At 46.2% G+C, this 16,323-nt stretch carries 20 protein-coding genes; 5 read left to right on the top strand and 15 right to left on the bottom strand.

Annotated features, from left to right (window positions below; genetic code table 11):
* Positions 1 to 101: 101 nt before the first annotated feature.
* Complete coding sequence (locus Psch_RS07205) at positions 102 to 755, top strand: cell wall hydrolase (protein WP_243123972.1); 654 nt, start codon at positions 102 to 104, stop codon at positions 753 to 755.
* A gap of 100 nt (positions 756 to 855) precedes the next feature.
* Here Psch_RS07205 and Psch_RS07210 read toward each other — a convergent pair whose 3' ends face one another.
* From Psch_RS07210 to Psch_RS07280, 15 genes are all read right to left on the bottom strand, one after another.
* Positions 856 to 981 (bottom strand): class I SAM-dependent methyltransferase, encoded by a 126-nt coding sequence (locus Psch_RS07210; RefSeq protein ID WP_190239678.1) that lies wholly within the window; start codon positions 979 to 981, stop codon positions 856 to 858.
* A 111-nt stretch (positions 982 to 1,092) separates the two neighbouring features.
* A complete protein-coding gene (locus Psch_RS07215) occupies positions 1,093 to 1,509 on the bottom strand; it encodes a PIN domain-containing protein (RefSeq protein WP_190239679.1) in 417 nt (138 codons plus the stop codon).
* The gene (locus Psch_RS07220) at positions 1,496 to 1,792 is read right to left on the bottom strand and encodes an AbrB/MazE/SpoVT family DNA-binding domain-containing protein (RefSeq protein ID WP_190239680.1); all 297 of its coding nucleotides are present in this window, start codon (positions 1,790 to 1,792) and stop codon (positions 1,496 to 1,498) included. Before Psch_RS07220 ends, Psch_RS07215 begins: the two co-directional genes overlap by 14 nt.
* 63 nt (positions 1,793 to 1,855) lie before the next feature.
* The gene (locus Psch_RS07225) at positions 1,856 to 2,008 is read right to left on the bottom strand and encodes a hypothetical protein (RefSeq protein WP_190239681.1); all 153 of its coding nucleotides are present in this window, start codon (positions 2,006 to 2,008) and stop codon (positions 1,856 to 1,858) included.
* 184 nt (positions 2,009 to 2,192) lie between these two features.
* Positions 2,193 to 4,238: a (Fe-S)-binding protein gene (locus Psch_RS07230; protein ID WP_190239682.1), complete on the bottom strand. Its 2,046-nt coding sequence runs from the start codon at positions 4,236 to 4,238 to the stop codon at positions 2,193 to 2,195.
* A gap of 58 nt (positions 4,239 to 4,296) precedes the next feature.
* The gene (locus tag Psch_RS07235) at positions 4,297 to 5,502 is read right to left on the bottom strand and encodes an electron transfer flavoprotein subunit alpha (protein ID WP_190239683.1); all 1,206 of its coding nucleotides are present in this window, start codon (positions 5,500 to 5,502) and stop codon (positions 4,297 to 4,299) included.
* Positions 5,503 to 5,516: 14 nt separating this feature from the next.
* Complete coding sequence (locus Psch_RS07240) at positions 5,517 to 6,302, bottom strand: electron transfer flavoprotein subunit beta/FixA family protein (protein ID WP_190239684.1); 786 nt, start codon at positions 6,300 to 6,302, stop codon at positions 5,517 to 5,519.
* A gap of 138 nt (positions 6,303 to 6,440) precedes the next feature.
* Positions 6,441 to 6,584: a hypothetical protein gene (locus tag Psch_RS07245; protein ID WP_190239685.1), complete on the bottom strand. Its 144-nt coding sequence runs from the start codon at positions 6,582 to 6,584 to the stop codon at positions 6,441 to 6,443.
* A 694-nt stretch (positions 6,585 to 7,278) separates the two neighbouring features.
* Entirely contained in the window at positions 7,279 to 8,187 is a 909-nt protein-coding gene (locus Psch_RS07250; RefSeq protein WP_190239686.1) for a bifunctional cobalt-precorrin-7 (C(5))-methyltransferase/cobalt-precorrin-6B (C(15))-methyltransferase, read from the bottom strand.
* A gap of 68 nt (positions 8,188 to 8,255) precedes the next feature.
* On the bottom strand, positions 8,256 to 9,194 hold the full coding sequence (locus Psch_RS07255; protein WP_190239687.1) for a thiamine pyrophosphate-dependent enzyme: 939 nt from the start codon (positions 9,192 to 9,194) through the stop codon (positions 8,256 to 8,258).
* Complete coding sequence (porA, locus tag Psch_RS07260; protein WP_190239688.1) at positions 9,191 to 10,381, bottom strand: pyruvate ferredoxin oxidoreductase; 1,191 nt, start codon at positions 10,379 to 10,381, stop codon at positions 9,191 to 9,193. The genes Psch_RS07255 and porA overlap by 4 nt, the downstream gene beginning before the upstream one ends.
* A complete protein-coding gene (locus tag Psch_RS07265) occupies positions 10,378 to 10,686 on the bottom strand; it encodes a 4Fe-4S binding protein (RefSeq protein ID WP_190239689.1) in 309 nt (102 codons plus the stop codon). The genes porA and Psch_RS07265 overlap by 4 nt, the downstream gene beginning before the upstream one ends.
* Positions 10,683 to 11,267, bottom strand: a complete 585-nt coding sequence (locus Psch_RS07270; protein ID WP_190239690.1) for a 2-oxoacid:acceptor oxidoreductase subunit gamma family protein — start codon at positions 11,265 to 11,267, stop codon at positions 10,683 to 10,685. The genes Psch_RS07265 and Psch_RS07270 overlap by 4 nt, the downstream gene beginning before the upstream one ends.
* A 425-nt stretch (positions 11,268 to 11,692) precedes the next feature.
* The gene (locus Psch_RS07275; protein WP_190239691.1) at positions 11,693 to 12,388 is read right to left on the bottom strand and encodes a zinc-binding dehydrogenase; all 696 of its coding nucleotides are present in this window, start codon (positions 12,386 to 12,388) and stop codon (positions 11,693 to 11,695) included.
* Entirely contained in the window at positions 12,389 to 12,601 is a 213-nt protein-coding gene (locus tag Psch_RS07280; RefSeq protein ID WP_190239692.1) for a hypothetical protein, read from the bottom strand.
* A gap of 128 nt (positions 12,602 to 12,729) precedes the next feature.
* On the opposite strand from Psch_RS07280, the gene Psch_RS07285 reads away from it, so the two are divergent.
* The 4 genes from Psch_RS07285 (at position 12,730) to Psch_RS07300 (ending at position 16,264) form a co-directional block, all read left to right on the top strand.
* A complete protein-coding gene (locus tag Psch_RS07285) occupies positions 12,730 to 13,221 on the top strand; it encodes a MarR family winged helix-turn-helix transcriptional regulator (protein ID WP_190239693.1) in 492 nt (163 codons plus the stop codon).
* A 110-nt stretch (positions 13,222 to 13,331) separates the two neighbouring features.
* Entirely contained in the window at positions 13,332 to 14,504 is a 1,173-nt protein-coding gene (locus Psch_RS07290; RefSeq protein WP_190239694.1) for an ArsA family ATPase, read from the top strand.
* On the top strand, positions 14,501 to 14,731 hold the full coding sequence (locus tag Psch_RS07295; protein ID WP_190239695.1) for a hypothetical protein: 231 nt from the start codon (positions 14,501 to 14,503) through the stop codon (positions 14,729 to 14,731). Before Psch_RS07290 ends, Psch_RS07295 begins: the two co-directional genes overlap by 4 nt.
* 63 nt (positions 14,732 to 14,794) lie before the next feature.
* The gene (locus tag Psch_RS07300) at positions 14,795 to 16,264 is read left to right on the top strand and encodes a DUF4153 domain-containing protein (protein WP_190239696.1); all 1,470 of its coding nucleotides are present in this window, start codon (positions 14,795 to 14,797) and stop codon (positions 16,262 to 16,264) included.
* Positions 16,265 to 16,323 lie beyond the last annotated feature (59 nt).

Here is a 16,323-nt window from a genome sequence, read left to right on the forward strand (position 1 = left end):
CCTAAAATACCCATAGAGAGTATTTTTTTGATTATTCTTGTAAATAATAAATTGATATGGATATATTTAGATGCATATTAAGGGTTGTGACCATACCGGTTGTGTTAATAATATCTATACTTTTGATAGTTAGCACGGCGGCTTCAGCTAACGAGGCTTCCCAGAATACAAATACTCAATCTTTAGAAAAAAACGGTCCCATTAAGGTAACCTATACTGTTAAAGAAGGAGATAATCTTTGCAGTATCGCCTATAAACACCAGGTTATGCTCCGGGAATTGATGAGAGTTAATAACCTCAGCGACAGCCTGATCCGGCCGGGGGAGGTCCTGCAAATCCCCGAGAGCCTACCTTACAGGAGCGGATTGTCCCGCGGGGATGTACCCAGGGACGAGTTAATGCTTCTGGCCAGATTGATTCACGCTGAAGCAAGGGGCGAAAGCTTCGAGGGCCAGGTGGCCGTCGGCGCTGTTATCTTGAACAGGATTAACAGCCCTTATTTCCCCAAAACAATACCGGAAGTGATTTTGCAAAAAAACAGCAGGGTCTACCAGTTCTCACCAGTAGAAGATGGGTCCATCAACCTGGAACCTGACGAGAAAGCAGTTAGCGCAGCTGAGCAGGCTCTCTCGGGGAAGGATCCCACAGGTGGGGCGCTGTTCTTTTACAACCCGGATCTCAGCAAGGATACTTGGATTCTGACCTTACCGGTTGTAACCAAAATCGGCAACCATGTTTTTGCAACCTGCACATAAATTGAGGCTGTAACAAAAGTCAATGGCAAAACACTAAATCCCATAATAGATTCAAAAAGAGTAATCCCGTATCACTATCAAAGTGGTATGGGATTGCTAATTAAATCATTATTATTTCAAACGGATCGGTAAAATCGACCTCTTCGATATCAGCACAAATCAGGTTGATACGCGGGTGCGCGAATTTTGCCGCAGCCCGGTCAATCATCCCTTGGGATATATCCACTCCAGTATTGCCCCGCCTTGATTCTTCAAGGCTTATGTCGTTTCTTACGACATCTTGTTTATTATATTGTTGAATACACGCATTTGTCAATTCATGGTTTCTTAACGCAATTTATAATTTCTTCAGGAAATTTCCCGGCGAACAAATTACAAAGTCCAATTTTTCTTTTCCGTCTATATTTAGGAAATGCTTATCCAGGCTTAATAACCAATCCACACTTCCCGATATTGCAGACGCCAGTATCGGAGCATCCTTCTCATTTATTAATCCTTTAGCGTACTCCATGTCCTTTTCTGAAGCATCCAAAATCTTAAAGGGCAAGGTTTTAAAAAGAGCATAGTAATGCGCCAAGCTATTGGGCAGTTTTTTTTGCACGTTTCGCAGAACCTCGCTTACAACATCTTCAGAGATACAAGGAATTACAATTCCCAATTCAGAAAGAACCAGCACTTCATATGCTCCACCCTTTTTTGATGCAAGTCCTGCAATGATCACGCTGCTGTCCAGGAAAACTTTACTCCGTTTCATAGGAGTGAGAGCCCTCCCTTAGCTCTGCTAACAATGCATCTATGTCAATCTGGTTTTTCTCCATATCTTTTTGTACGCTACCGGCAAGTTCCTTAACCTTAATATTTTCCGGAGTTGCAACAATTGCTTTTCCTATTTGGAATACCTCCAGAATAGTGTCTTCACTTATCCCGAGGTGTTCCCGTATTTCAGCCGGAATCGTAAATTGACCCTTCCCCCACACCCGCACTTTTCTTATCCCATGAGGATAACTTCTTTTGGCCTTAAGCTCTATGTCTGACATTCTGCCTTTCCACCTTTCCTACTATTAGACTTACTATAAACCTAAAAGGTGAAAAATACAAGTTCAGAATAAGCGGATTGTTTCAAAAAAAGCGTCACAGATATTGTTGCCCCAATAGATGCCCTTTGGGGTTAGACGGTAGCCATCGGCTTCTGCTGTGACATAGCCTTCCGCCAGAAGCTGTTTCACAAGTTCCCGGATATTCACGCCAAACATGTCCTCACATTCTCTCTATTAATCAATTCTCTATAACCTTTTACCCATAATTTTTATATTAGGGCAAATACAACCAGTTTCAGCGCTTAAAACATAGCCTTCTTTGACAGTCCGCCTCTTTGCTGCATAAAAAAATGATACCCTATGGATATCATTTTTTTTATGCGGGGATTGATTTTATGATCTAGATCATTTTGGCAATAAGTTCTGCCGGATCGAGGACAGGGACATTTTGTTCAGGGTTAGTCTTGTCTTTGACGCCATCTTCCAGCATAGTGATACAGAATGGACAGTTGGCGCCAATTGCCTGCGGCTCTTTGGACAAAGCCTGTTCGACCCTCAGGTTGTTGATCCGGTCGCCGATATTTTCTTCCATCCACATCCTTGATCCGCCTGCGCCGCAGCAGAAGCTCTTTTCGTGGTTGCGGTCCATCTCAATAAGCTGTACACCCGGGACCATCTTGAACAATGCTCTCGGCGCGTCAAATTCTTGCTGATAACGTCCAAGGTAGCAGGAATCATGGTAGACGATCTTCTGTTCAGGCAGCTGGACATTCTTATTCAGTTTCAGCCTGCCATCTTTGATGAGCTGGTTGATTAGCTGGGTATGATGGATGACTTCAAAATTGCCGCCAAACTGCGGATATTCATTTTTCAGCGTATTGAAGCAGTGCGGGCAGTCCGTAATGATTTTCTTGACTTTATAGTTGTTTAAGATGCCGATATTTTCTTTGGCTATTAACTGGAAGAGATATTCATTACCGCCTCTGCGGACAAAGTCACCGCAACATTTTTCTTCTTTGCCCAGGATGGCGAAACCAACGCCGGCAGCTTTAAGGATTTTCGCTGTTGCGACAGACACTTTCTTGGCCCTGTTATCAAACGAACCTGCGCAGCCGACCCAGAAAAGGTATTCCGGATTTTCGGCTGTTTTCATGGTTTTTATATTGAGGTCCTTCGCCCAGGATGCCCGATCACTCCAGCTGATACCCCACGGATTGAATTTGCTTTCAATATTGCGGAATGCAAGCTGCAGCTCCTCCGGATAATTATTTTCATTCATGACTTCATACCGGCGCATATCAATGATCTTATTGACATGTTCGTTGGATACGGGGCAATTGGTTTGACAAGCTCTGCACGTGGTGCAGGCCCACAGTTCATCACGGGTAAAGATGTCTCCAATCAATTCTTTCTGGAGGATCTGAGCCGCTTCACGGTCCGTTTTCGTCAGTTCGGCCAAGCCCTTAGCGCTAAGATCATCAGCGTGTCTGATGCCCAGCTTATTCAGCACGGCGCCCTTTTCCAAGAGATGTTCTTTTAACGTCCTGCTGAGCAGTTGTTTAGGATTTAAGGGTTTCCCGGAAATATTGGCCGGACAGTTGTCCATACAACGGCCGCATTCCCCACAGGAAAAGCTGTCGAGCAGCTGCTTCCAGGTGAAGTTCTCAATTTTTCCGACACCATACTCTGTCAGCGATCTATCTTCCAGATCCATGGGCGCGATTTGAGCGCCGGCTGGTATCAGGGTCGCGAAATAGCTATTAAACGGCGAAGCCAGCAGGTGCAGGTGTTTGGAATTTGGAATATATACCAAAAATCCGAAAAGTATCAGGACGTGCATCCACCAAAATATTTCGCTAATGGCGCCTACGGTCTCAGGGCTGTATCCCTGGTATAGTCCGGCAAACATATTATAGACAAACGCCAGGCTGTAAGCAGGGTTTGCGTGCAGGGCAACTTTGGCGCCACTGGTTAGCCATTCTGTGATGATGACTCCTAAGATTAAAATAACAACAATGGCAGCTTCCGCGGTCCGGTAAAGGCGTTTCGGCCTGACGATCCATCTCCGGATAATGCCGATGATTAAGCCGATAAATACGAGTGATGCCAGAATATCTTTTACTAAAAAGAAGTAAGGATTTGTTCCCAAGAAAGGTACTTGAACAGAAGGAAACAGCCCTTCGATCACAAATGGAATTTCTCCTAAACAAATAAAGATGAATCCCCAAAAGATAAATAAGTGGATATACCCATAATATTCTTTCAGCAATTTTCCCTGCAGCAATACGTTCACAACAAAATTCTTAAATCGCTCGCCCGGGTGGTCAAACCTGTCTTCTTCTGCTCCCAGAGCCAGAATGCCTATTTTTTTATTCAGGGCATATGCAAAAGCGCTAATAGAAAGAACAGCAATTATCAAAAATATAATTAATTTTAAAGAAAGCAAACCAATACCTCCCTTTGCTTTAATAATCCTCTCTGAACTGTATGGTATATCTTATCGTTTACGCCGTTGCCTTAAGTTCCTTAACTTTTTGGGTCAACAGCGGTACAACTTTATGGAGATCACCGACTATGCCATAGGTGGCAATACTGAATATCGGGGCTTCGGGGTCAGTATTGATCGCAACAATAATTTCAGAGGTTTTCATCCCGGCTTGATGCTGGATAGCTCCTGAAATACCACAGGCTACATAGAGCTTCGGTGATACGGTCTTACCCGTTTGCCCAACCTGGCGTTCATGCGGAACCCACCCGGAATCAACTGCTACACGGGATGCGCCGGCTACGCCGCCAAGGGCTTCGGCCAATTCCATAATTAAATGGTAATGTTCCGGACCGCCGATCCCTCTGCCTCCGGATACAACGATTTCAGCATCCTGCAGGTTCACACTATTGCCGAGGTTTTTCACGATATCCATAATTTTGGTGGTAACATCTTCTTCCTTAACGGAGGTTTGACAAGGGATGATTTCTCCGGTGCGGGTATAATCCGGCTCAGCCATTTTCATGACTTTTGGACGGACAGTCGCCATTTGCGGCCGGTGGTTTTGGCACAAAATCGTGGCCATAACGTTGCCTCCGAAGGCCGGCCGGGTCTGTCTCAAAAGCCGTGTTACCGGATCAATGTCAAGCTGGGTGCAATCTGCCGTTAGACCGGTCGTAATCCTTACACCAATCCGCGCTGCAAAGTCACGTCCGTTATTGGTGGCTCCGAACAGGACGATTTCCGGTTTGTAGATGTTGATTATTTCACAAATCGCAGTGGTATAGGAATCAGTACGGTAATCTTTAAATACCGGTGCGTCAATTAAATAAACTTTTTCGGCGCCATAAGCAAAACATTCTTTTGCTAAGTGGCCGACATTTTCGCCAAGCAGCACGCCGGCCAGTTCTACCTCCAGATCATTCGCAAGTTTGCGTCCCTCGCTCAAAAGTTCGAGAGCTACAGTATCAATCTTCCCGTTGCGTTGTTCAATAAAGACCCAAACACCTTTGTATCCATCAAGCTTATTTTCTGATGTTTTTGGTTTTGCTTTTCTGGTTACTTCGATGGCGTTATTCGGACAGGCTTTACCGCATGCGCCACAGCCGGTGCAATTATCTTTGAACTTCGCAATACCGGCTACGATTTCAACGGCGCCAAAAGGGCATTTATCTACACAGGCACCGCAGCCGTTACATAAATTATCGAGTATCTTTACGCTCATTTACTGCTCCTCCTTTACAATATTTCTCTTTCCTTGAATTTACCGATGAGCAAATTGCATAATTCTTCTTCATTTTTACCCTTCAGCATCTCACTTGTGAATTTGACTTCAGGGTTAAAAACCTGCGCGACCTGTGTGGTGGAACCATTCAGTCCGGTCTTTTCGGGAGAAGCATTTATGTCTTTAGCATTCCAGGTCTTTATCTCGGCTCTTGATGCCTTTATTGAACCCTTGACACTGGGATACCGGGGCTCAATACTTTTATCGACAGTGATAACCGCCGGCAATTTGACTTTAATCACTTCAAACCCGCCTTCATAAGCACGTTCAACGACGAGATAATCATCATGGACTTCTCTGATCTTTTGGACATATGTCGTCTGGGGAAGTCCTAAATGCTCGGCAATACCTGGTCCTACCTGGCCAGTATCCCCGTCAATCGCCTGTTTCCCGCAGAAAATAATGTCCGGTTTGCCAACGTGCTCAATCGCTTTGGCTAAAGAATATGAGGTAGCCCAGGTATCGGCGCCTGCAAACGCAAAGTCACTGATCAGTACCGCTTCATCCGCACCCATCGCCAGGCATTTGCGCAGCGCGGTTGCTGCCATTGGCGGTCCCATCGCCAGGACGGTAACTTTACCGCCGTATTGTTCTTTGACTCTAATAGCAGCTTCGGCGGCGCATTCGTCTGTAGGATTAACAATACTCGGCACACCGTCACGGATCAAAGTGTTTTTTACCGGGTCGATTTTCACTTCAGTAGTATCTGGTACTTGTTTAACGCAAACAACTATTTCCACTTTTTCCATCCTTTCCAACGAGAATATATTCCAGTTAATAACTCATTTAGTTAATATTATTTTGGTTTATATTATTATAGCCTATAATAGTGTAGCAAAAAAAATTTCTCCTAATTTACAAATTGTTTTAAATTTATATCATCCGACACAATCGCCGTCTAAGGCTACTAATTCTTTAGCTAACTCTCCGGCAGCATCTTCATCGGTATCCAAAATTGCCTGGCTTAGTCTGGTATAAATATCTGTAATGATCCTACCTCCTTTTAATTTATAGGCTTTCAATGTAAATAGCGTCCACCTCCTTGGCGATAATCACCCTGGGGTTATTGGAACACTGCAGCGCTTGACAGCCCCCGGACGGATGAGTTCCAGCACCTCCCCCTCATCGCGGAATACCTTCCCGCTGTATGGCAGCTACCACTTTTCCTATGAATAAAAAAGCAAGATCCGTACCACTGCGGTAATGACCTTGTCAAGAGCATCTTTTTTGCATTACGGTTCTTATCTAATCCTTTGATAATACAGCATCTTTGCCGGCCGGCTTCAATTATGCCAGCCATTTGCAAGACAGAACAGAATGTTGAATTTTGTCTAAATTGTAGAACCAATTATGACTTATCCATGAGACAAACGGTGTTTCTTAATTTTATAATGGTTTCTAATAATTATAATTAGGCGGCTTAATCTGGCCATAGGATTCCTCCCAGCAGCCTGAATTTTGAATTCCACGATAATGCCTCCTAAATTTCTGGATTAGTTTCTGGTTGATGTCCTTGTTATACTGGTCGAAGAGTAATCGGTAGGCAGGGAGATGACCTCAACGAGCTATGCATAATGCAAAAAAACACCTTCCACAGGAAGGTGTTTGAGAACGATTTTATTTTTGTATCAACAAATCTATCTAATAACTATTTTTACCTGCAGCTTTTAACAAAGACCCAAACCAATTTACTATTTTATATACCAAACGTTATTACTATCCTTTAACGCTTCTGCCAGAGATCAGCCAAGGAGCTGGAAATGGCTCCGTCATGTTTTTGCTGTTGACTCGCGATACCTCTATATGGATTGCTTCAGTGCGCTCCAAGCCGTTTTCCCGGAACAAAGCAGGAAGAGACGTTAGAATTTCGAAGTCCAAGGTGTAGATCACAAAATTCATGGCGGGATTAATGGAGAGCAAACTCTTTATTTCACTGCCGATCCTCGGAGAACCCACTATAAACGCTGTGTCCGGCGCCGGCAGCTGATCCAGGACACCGTCTTCCAGAGACTCAACGATTATTACGTTGCTCAGACCAAATTTGTCAACATTACATTTCATGGTTTTCCGATCCCTGCGATCATATTCCACAGCAATGACACTACCCTCAGCAGCAATCATGGCGGCCTCCACCGCGATGCTCTCACCTGAGATTATACATATATTATCCCGGTCGCCCAGATTGAGCTTATTCATTATAACAGCCCGAACTTCCCGGCACACATACTGAACAGAGCCGTAGGAGAAACGGCTGTTCTCCATACCTATATGATAATTTGTTGCAGCGTTAGGATTTAGAATCAACATAGCTGCAGAGGCGTTGATCCCGCGGTTGATCATGTCTGAGACCTTGTCGTGCTTGATCTCGCCGGATGGATCTGAACCCTCATTGTACCAGATATCGCAGTCGCCCAGTTCCGCATTCCACATGTCGTAGAAGATATCCGGATGTCCGGCATCGGTAAAGACCAGCACTGCCCGGTTGCTCATAACGCTCGGAATCAGGTTCTTGCTCTTCCCTGTGATGTCCAGCATTTTCAGTTTTGCCAGGTTGATCTCAACGTTCTCTGAAAAATACCGGAGCCAGGATAAAATGACCTCATTAGTGAACATTGTCTGTTCCACAGGCAAAACCTCCTTTGTTAACGATATCATACCATATTTTTTGGATTTATGCCCAGTATCAGCTAAGTTTAAGCGCCGGTGCGCTCCAGCAGGCGTTCCCATTTTTGATCCACAGAGGCTTGCGCTTCTTCAATCATCCACTCGTTGCCTTTCTGGAACATATGGCGGAATCTACCCTGGGGGCGAAGAAAGTCTACCACGGGCAGCTTTTTCTTCGGTGTATAGCTCAGACGCCACACCCCCTCCTCTACTTCGAAAAGGGGCCAGACGCAGGTATCCACCGCCAGCTTTATGATCTCCGCAAGCCTGGCCGCGGGGTAATCCCATCCGCGAGGACATGGGGACAATACGTTCAAAAAGCAAGGGCCCTCAGTATAAATGGCATTATAAGCCCTGGTGTGCAGATCCTTGAAATTGCCGATAGGAGCGGTCTGCGCTACATAAGGGATATGATGAGCAACCAAAATCTCCGTCAGATCTTTTTTATTCTGTTTCTTGCCCTGCCCAACAGAACCTACAGGCGTGGTGGTCGTGCGAGCAAAAGGAGGCGTTGCAGATGAACGCTGGATTCCGGTATTCATATAAGCTTCGTTGTCATAGCAGACGTAGACCATGTCATGACCGCGTTCCATGGCGCCTGACAGGGATTGCAGCCCTATATCATAGGTGCCGCCGTCCCCTGCAAAAGTAATGAACTTGACGGTTCCTTCCACCTTGCCGCGGCGTTTCAAAGCGTTATATGCCGCTTCCACTCCGGAACAGGTAGCCGCGGAGTTTTCAAAGGCAGAATGAATATAGCTGTCCATATAGGCAGTGTAAGGATACATAAAGGTGGAGACCTCCAGACAGCTGGTAGCATTAACCACTACTGCCCTGTCCTCTTTATCCAGGGCGCGCAGAACCCCTGACACAACGATCCCGGCGCCGCAGCCGGCGCAGAGTCGATGCCCTCCGGTGAGACGTTCCGGCTTTTCTACTTCCTGTTTCAGGTTATATACCGTGCTCACGCTATCTCCTCCTTTGACCTCTGCCCCATATGGGTATATACCGGCCCAGTCTCGCCGGTCACAGCAATATCGGCCAGCCGGCCGAACACTTTTTCAAAATCCTCGACTTTTATGTCGCGGCCGCCCAGACCGTAAACGATATCAATCAGATACGGGCGTTCCTTCAGATCGTACAAAGCGCTGCGGGTCTCGGCAAATAAAGGACCTCCGTTTGCCGAAAAGCCCTCGGACTTATCCATGACGGCTACGGCCCTGGTATTGGCCAGAGCCAGGGCCAGTTCCTCGCCCGGGAAAGGACGGAATACCCTGATTTTGACAAGCCCTGCCTTTATCCCATCCTCCCGCAGTTTGTCGACAGCCGCTTTAGCAGTTCCGGCACTGGAGCCGATTAGGACCAGAGCAAGTTGTGCATCCTCCATCCTGTATTCTTCAAACAGGCCATAGCGCCGGCCGGAAATATTTGCAAACTCTGCGGCTACCTCCAGTATGCGGGCCTTGGCCGCCTTCATGGCCTCAGCCTCCTGGACCTTGTGTTCCATGTAATAGGGACTCACATCGTACGGTCCGACCGCCAGCGGATTTTCTTTTTTGAGCAAATAGTTTTCAGGGTTATATTCCCCGATAAACTTGCGCACAACATCCGTCTCCAAAAGGTCTATATTCTCTACGGCATGACTGGTAATGAAGCCGTCCATACAGGTCATCACCGGCAGGCGAACGCTTGGGGTCTCGCCGATAGGCATGGCCATGAGAAAATTATCGTAGGCCTCCTGATTATTTTCGGCATAGATTTGGATCCAGCCGGTATCACGGGCTCCCATCGAGTCGGAGTGGTCGTTGTTTATGTTAATTGGCCCCGAAAGGGCCCGGTTGACGCAAGCCAGGGTAACAGGCAGACGGCATGAAGCCGCCACGTACAAAAGCTCGTACATCAGCGCCAGCCCGCAGGATGAAGTCGCACAGACGGATCTGGCTCCTGCAGCTTGCGCCGCAAGGCATACGGACATTGAACTGTGCTCAGACTCCACGGTTACATATTCAGTGTTTACCTCGCCGTTGGCCACATAACTGGCGAAGTATTCAGGAATTTCCGTGGATGGAGTGATCGGGAACGCTCCCATGACATCAGGATTTACCTGCTTCATGGCATAAGCTACAGCCTCGTTGCCGGTCAGGCGGTTGCTCATCTGGCCACACCTCCACTCACCATGGTAATCGCCGGGAAGGGGCACACGTTCTCACAGATGCCGCAGCCCTTGCAGTGCATATAATTGAAGTCCAGACGTTTCCCGTCCTTTACCGGAATAGCATTGTCCGGGCAGAATGGAACACAAAGCATACAGTGTTTACACGTTTCCGGGTGAAAAACAGGCGTGTGGGTCCGCCAAGCACCCGTATTGAAGGCCCGTGCGGTTCCCGGTTCGTAGATCTCCCCGCCGGGGGTCAGATCCTGCCAGGGGGTACGTTCGTTGATATCCTTCGCACAAATCATCCTACCTGCACCTCATCCATGGATTTTTTTAGTGTTGCCATATTCCCCTCGATAACCTGGGGCTTGGAAGCAAATTTATGTTTAAAGGATTCTTCCATATCCGCTAAAAAACGCCCGGTTTCCAAAACGCCGCTCACCTTAACCGCAGCGGCCAGCATAGGGGTATTCGGGAAGTTTGCGCCCAGATTCTCTTCCGAAATGCGGCGGGCATCTATGGTACAGACTTTTCCGGTCCATCCCGCGAGCCTCTCGCGCATCTCCCGGGGAGAGCTGGGAGTGTTAATAATGATCGCGCCGCCCTCTTTCAGCCCTCCGGTAACGTCGACGCTCTCCAGCAAAGTTTCATCCACCACGACCACATAGTCGGGATAGTAAATGTTGGAATGGACAGTACACCGTTTTTCACTGATGCGATTATAAGCCGTAATAGGGGCTCCCATACGTTCCGGTCCATACTCCGGGAATCCCTGCACGAATTTTCCTTCTAAACCGGCTACATCCGCCAGCAGCAGGCAGGCCGACTTGGCTCCCTGTCCGCCCCGGCCGTGCCAGCGAATTTCTACCATATCGTTGGTTGCCATTAATTTTTCTCCTCCAGTCATATAATTGATGAAATTAAAAAAGCTCTCGTCCCGTAAAGGGACGAAAGCCTTAAAAGGCATCCGCTATACCACCCATTCATACAAGCATACCATCATATGCGTTCCCTGTGACGGGGGAAAACCGTCGGAGCCTACTGGATTCCTCGTTCGGTCCGCAGCTCAGGAGTGATTTTCGGGTTCAGACTACTGGTACCGGGCTTGCACCGTCCCCGGTTCGCTGAAACGTTCAGCTGAAACGTACTATCTCCGTCAATGCCTTTGAAATTTTGAATTATAAATAAATATACCCGCTTTACCGTCTTCTGTCAATCACTTTGTCAAATTTTCACGTTAATTGTCAAATCAGATAACCAACCCGATTTGTAAAATCCATAGGGTTCACACCCCTATGCCATAGGTTTTCGTTATTCTGGAATTGCAACTACAATCTTTCCATTTGCCATATTGCTTTCCATCAAGAGATGCGCATCGGCTATCTCACCCATTGAAAAAATCTTGCTTATTGGCGGCTTTAAGCGATATTGGCGAATATGATTGAAAATCTTGTTCATCTGTTCCTGCGTCGGGTAATTACTGTGAAACGAACACAAATAAACTCCATTGGGAATAACCTTGATGGGGTCAAAATTTTCAAGGGTCCCTTTATGACCCAAAATTCCCGTTGAACATATGATGCCGTGGTGGGAAAGAAATTTCATTGACTGTTCCAATGTGGCAGGACCTACTAATTCCAACACTTCGGTCACGCCATCAGGGTAAAGAGAATACAATTGTTTTGCTAATGTTCCATCATCGAGCAATGCAAAATCCGCCCCATGTTTTTTTAGCAAATCTATTTTACCTGCATTTCTTGTCGTTGCCAAAACAGTGCTTCCGATACTTTTTGCCAGCTGTATGGATACCAGCCCCAGCGCACTTGTTCCTCCGCGGATAAATAATGTATCGGAAGATGTTAGTTGCAGGCAGTCAAATAAGGAACCGTATGCCGTAAAATATGTTTCTGGAATGGCGGGAAGCTCTTCCCAGCCGCAAAAACCAAAAACTATTTCAATAAAGGAATACCCCGGTTCGGTAAAAATTGAACCAAACCGGGGACACATTTAGAAGTTCTTACTTGTCACCGGAGCCGCAGGCAGAACCGCAAGCAGTTGTTTTGGAGCGGGCTTACTGTCATCACTGGCGCCACAAGCAGAGCCAAAAGCGTCGCTGCGAACCATTGCTACTTGTTTTGTTCCAAAGTAGCTTTGAGCACTTCTTCTTGTGAAAAACTGACTGTTTTCTTTCCAAGCATCCAACATTCCAAGCTTATTCATCTCAACATCTCCTTGTTTGGTATTTGGGCTTGATTTTTTTAGTCTCTGATATTATGGTAATTCCAGACTTGACAATAATTTTTTAGTATGATATTTTGTGCTTAGGATATTTCGAGGAATGAAATAATATGCGGGGTGCCGTATTGTACAGCAACGATGAATTATACGAATATATACTGGATAACATTCAAAAAGTGGTTTTCCCCGAGGAACTTATCAGATTGAGATTATCGCTGTCCGTCTTTGAGCTTTTAGCCTTAATGATGTCCGAGAAATATCAAGCCGTTACCATGAGCAGCCTGGCCCAGGGCATGTCTGTACCGATGAGCACGGCCACGGGAATTGTCGACCGCCTGGTTAAAAAAGGGCTCCTGGATAGAGGCAGAAGCGAGGAAGACCGCAGGGTTGTCACTGTATCTCTTACCGAAAGCGGTAAAGAAGTGATTCAGGACTTAAAGGGATATCTATATTCTAATCTGGACAGGGTAAGGGCTATTCTGACCGCTGAAGAGTTCGAAACGGCTCTGGATCTACTGCGCAAATTAATTCTGGGGTTCCGGAAAGAAGAACATGCCTCTGCAGAAACGGTACGGGAGAGAAGGATTATTGAAATTGAGTAATGAGAAAGGAGATAAAAATTTTTGTCAATATTATTTCGATGAACGAAATATTGGTTAACAGGAAATTATGTTGAGCGTAATAGTTTAACAGACCTGGAAGGAGTGTTAAAATGAGGGTTATCCTTTACACCGGCAAAGGGGGCGTCGGCAAAACCAGCCTGGCTGCCGCAACTGCTGTGGCTTCTGCCGCCGCGGGTAAAAAGACTATTGTTGTGAGCACGGATGCCGCCCACAGCCTGGGGGACTCTTTCGACATCAGACTAAAAAATGAACCTGACAAAATACGTGAAAACCTGTGGGCACAGGAAATAAGCACTCTGCTCAGCGCTGAAAAGAGATGGGGTAAGGTACAGGATTACTTATCCGCCCTGCTCATATCACAGAAAATAAATGATATAACCGCTGAAGAGTTGGTCGTTTTCCCGGGGCTGGAGGAGCTTTTCAACATGCTGGAAATCCTTAACCACTGTAAAAAGGGCGATTATGATGTCGTAATTGTTGACTGTGCCCCTACGGGTGAGACATTAAGGCTCCTCAGCTTCCCTACAGTCCTCAGCTGGTGGTTGGAAAAGTTGTTTCCGGTTCAAAAAGCGCTTATCAAGTTTGCACGGCCTATATCCAAGCCGCTGCTAGGAGTGCCCCTGCCCGGTGACGACACGCTTGACAGTATTGCGGAGCTGTTTCAGAAACTTGGTGAAATGCACGTACTTTTAACGGATCAGGAGGTTACTTCCGTCAGGCTAGTGGTAAATCCCGAGAAGATGGTGATCCGGGAAGCCGAAAGGAGCTTTATGTATTTAAATCTGTATGGCTTCAGCACTGACGCCGTGATTGTTAACCGGCTGCTGCCCGATGTGGAGCTGGGGCGATATTTTGAAAAATGGGGGGAACTGCAGCACTCCTACCTGCAGTATATCAAGGACCAGTTCAGTCCTATACCTGTTTTCACCGTTCCGTTATTCCGCCAGGAAGTCGTAGGTTTTACAGACCTTGAAAAAATCGCCGGCGAGTGTTTCGGGGAAAATCCTCCCGGACAATTTTTCTACCGCGGGCAGTCACAGAAAATCAGCCAGATGGGCGAGGGGTATATTTTGGACATGGCCCTGCCCTTTGCGGAAAAAGGAGATATCACACTTTCCCAGAGAGGAGACGAACTGACCGTCAGGGTAGGAGATTACAAGCGCAATATCTTTTTGCCCCGCATACTCCTGGGACGGGATGCGCTGGGCGCTAAACTGGAGTCAGGTGTGTTGAAAATTCAATTCGGAGGTGTAAACAAATGACAGCCAGAGCATGTGATGAATGCCCCGTCAAGGAGCTGCAAAAAATCCAACAGTTACTTGAAAAAAGAGCCCTTGCAAGAATACCGGAAGAAGTTCGCGAACCGCTGCTTGAGGCAAAGAAACAAATGAGGTTGGCGGTGCGGGGTTTTGTCGGGTACGCGCTGAGGGAAGAAAACCCCGGTGATAAAAAGTGCCTGGCAAAATCGCGGCATATAAAACTGGAATAGATCCATAGAAAGGACTTTTTGTAAGCTTGCTATCGTTCCAAACACGCACAGGGGGGCTTAAACATGGAAGTGATAGAAGGACAGAAAAGAGAGAAGCTGCTAATACTATCTGCTCTCGCAGCGGGCATAATCTTTGATTACTTATTTTATGGAAAAGAATTCGGAATATCATATCCTGTTTATGTTCTTGTGTTACTTGGCCTTTTCTGGGGCAGTATGCGTAAAACCATATCGGTGAATAAGGGTTTTGGCTGGTTTGTTTTAGTCCCGGTATTTCTGCTGGCCGCGACATTTGCCGTTTATTCCAACCCGGTGCTGCAGCTTATTAATTTCTTATTGATACCGGTGCTGCTTGTCGTACATACTATTTTAGCCGCCAACAACAATTTGTCCTGGTCTGGCTTGAGCATAATAGGGCACATGATCAGGCGGGTTATACCCCTGACTTTCGAAAACTTCCCCAAACCTTTTTTGTTTATCGAGAAACAATTTAAGTCGAAGGAAAGCGGCAGGGACATGCTGACTGTAAAGAAGATTGCCGCCGGCTTATTGATTTGTGTGCCGGTTTTATTGATTGTGCTGCCCCTGCTTTCTTCCGCCGACATGGTATTTAATCACTACCTGCTCAATTTTTCAAGGATATGGGAGTATGTTGATATCGGACCTGCCGTCGGGCATGGGTTGATCATACTGTTTGTTTTTGTTTACCTGTACGGTTACATCTGGAGTTTTTACAGCAAGCCTCCCGCAATTGAAATTGAGAAACCGGCAAAACAGTTTTTCCTGGACCCTGTAACTATACTCACTGTTTTATTTGTTATTAATCTTGTTTATTTCTTTTTTTCAATAATCCAGTTTTCTTATTTATACGGCGGCCAAAGCCATACGCTTCCCGCCGGTTTTACCTATGCCGAATACGCCCGCAGAGGCTTTTTTGAGCTGGTCGCCGTAGCTATAATAAATCTGATCATCCAGCTAAGCAGTATGAGATATGCTGAAAAGAAAGCCCAAGTCGTCAACATAGCAGTCCGCTGCTGCCTTAGTCTCCTGGTGTTTTTTTCACTGATCATGCTTTTTTCCGCGCATTTCAAGATGTCCTTGTATGAGGAAGCCTGCGGCCTCACCTATTTGCGTGTCTTTGTGCATTACTTCATGTGCCTGTTATTTGTATTATTTATGATTGCGCTTGGCCACGCCTGGTATCGCAAAATACCTGTAATTAAGGCCTATATTGTAATTGCCCTCATATTCTATACCGTTCTCAATTTTATTAACGTGGATAAAATAATCGCCCGCAGCAACATTGACAGGTATTTCAGAACCGGCGAGATCGATATCAACTACATGCAGACGCTGTCCTATGATGCCATACCGGATATGCTGATTTTGGCTAACGATAGCAACCAGGAAATCTCCCGGCAGGTTAAGGATTATATGTTGCTGAAAAAACAGCGCCTGTCAAAAGGCGCACCATGGCAATCTTTCAATTATTCACGCTATAGAGCAAAAGCAGCGCTGGATGGAGATTTATGAAGTTGATTACTATGTGCCCCAATATGATTAGCCTGCGCAACTCTTTGAAGATAGCCCGT

This window comes from Pelotomaculum schinkii (genome assembly GCF_004369205.1).
GTDB classification, from domain to species: domain Bacteria; phylum Bacillota; class Desulfotomaculia; order Desulfotomaculales; family Pelotomaculaceae; genus Pelotomaculum_C; species Pelotomaculum_C schinkii.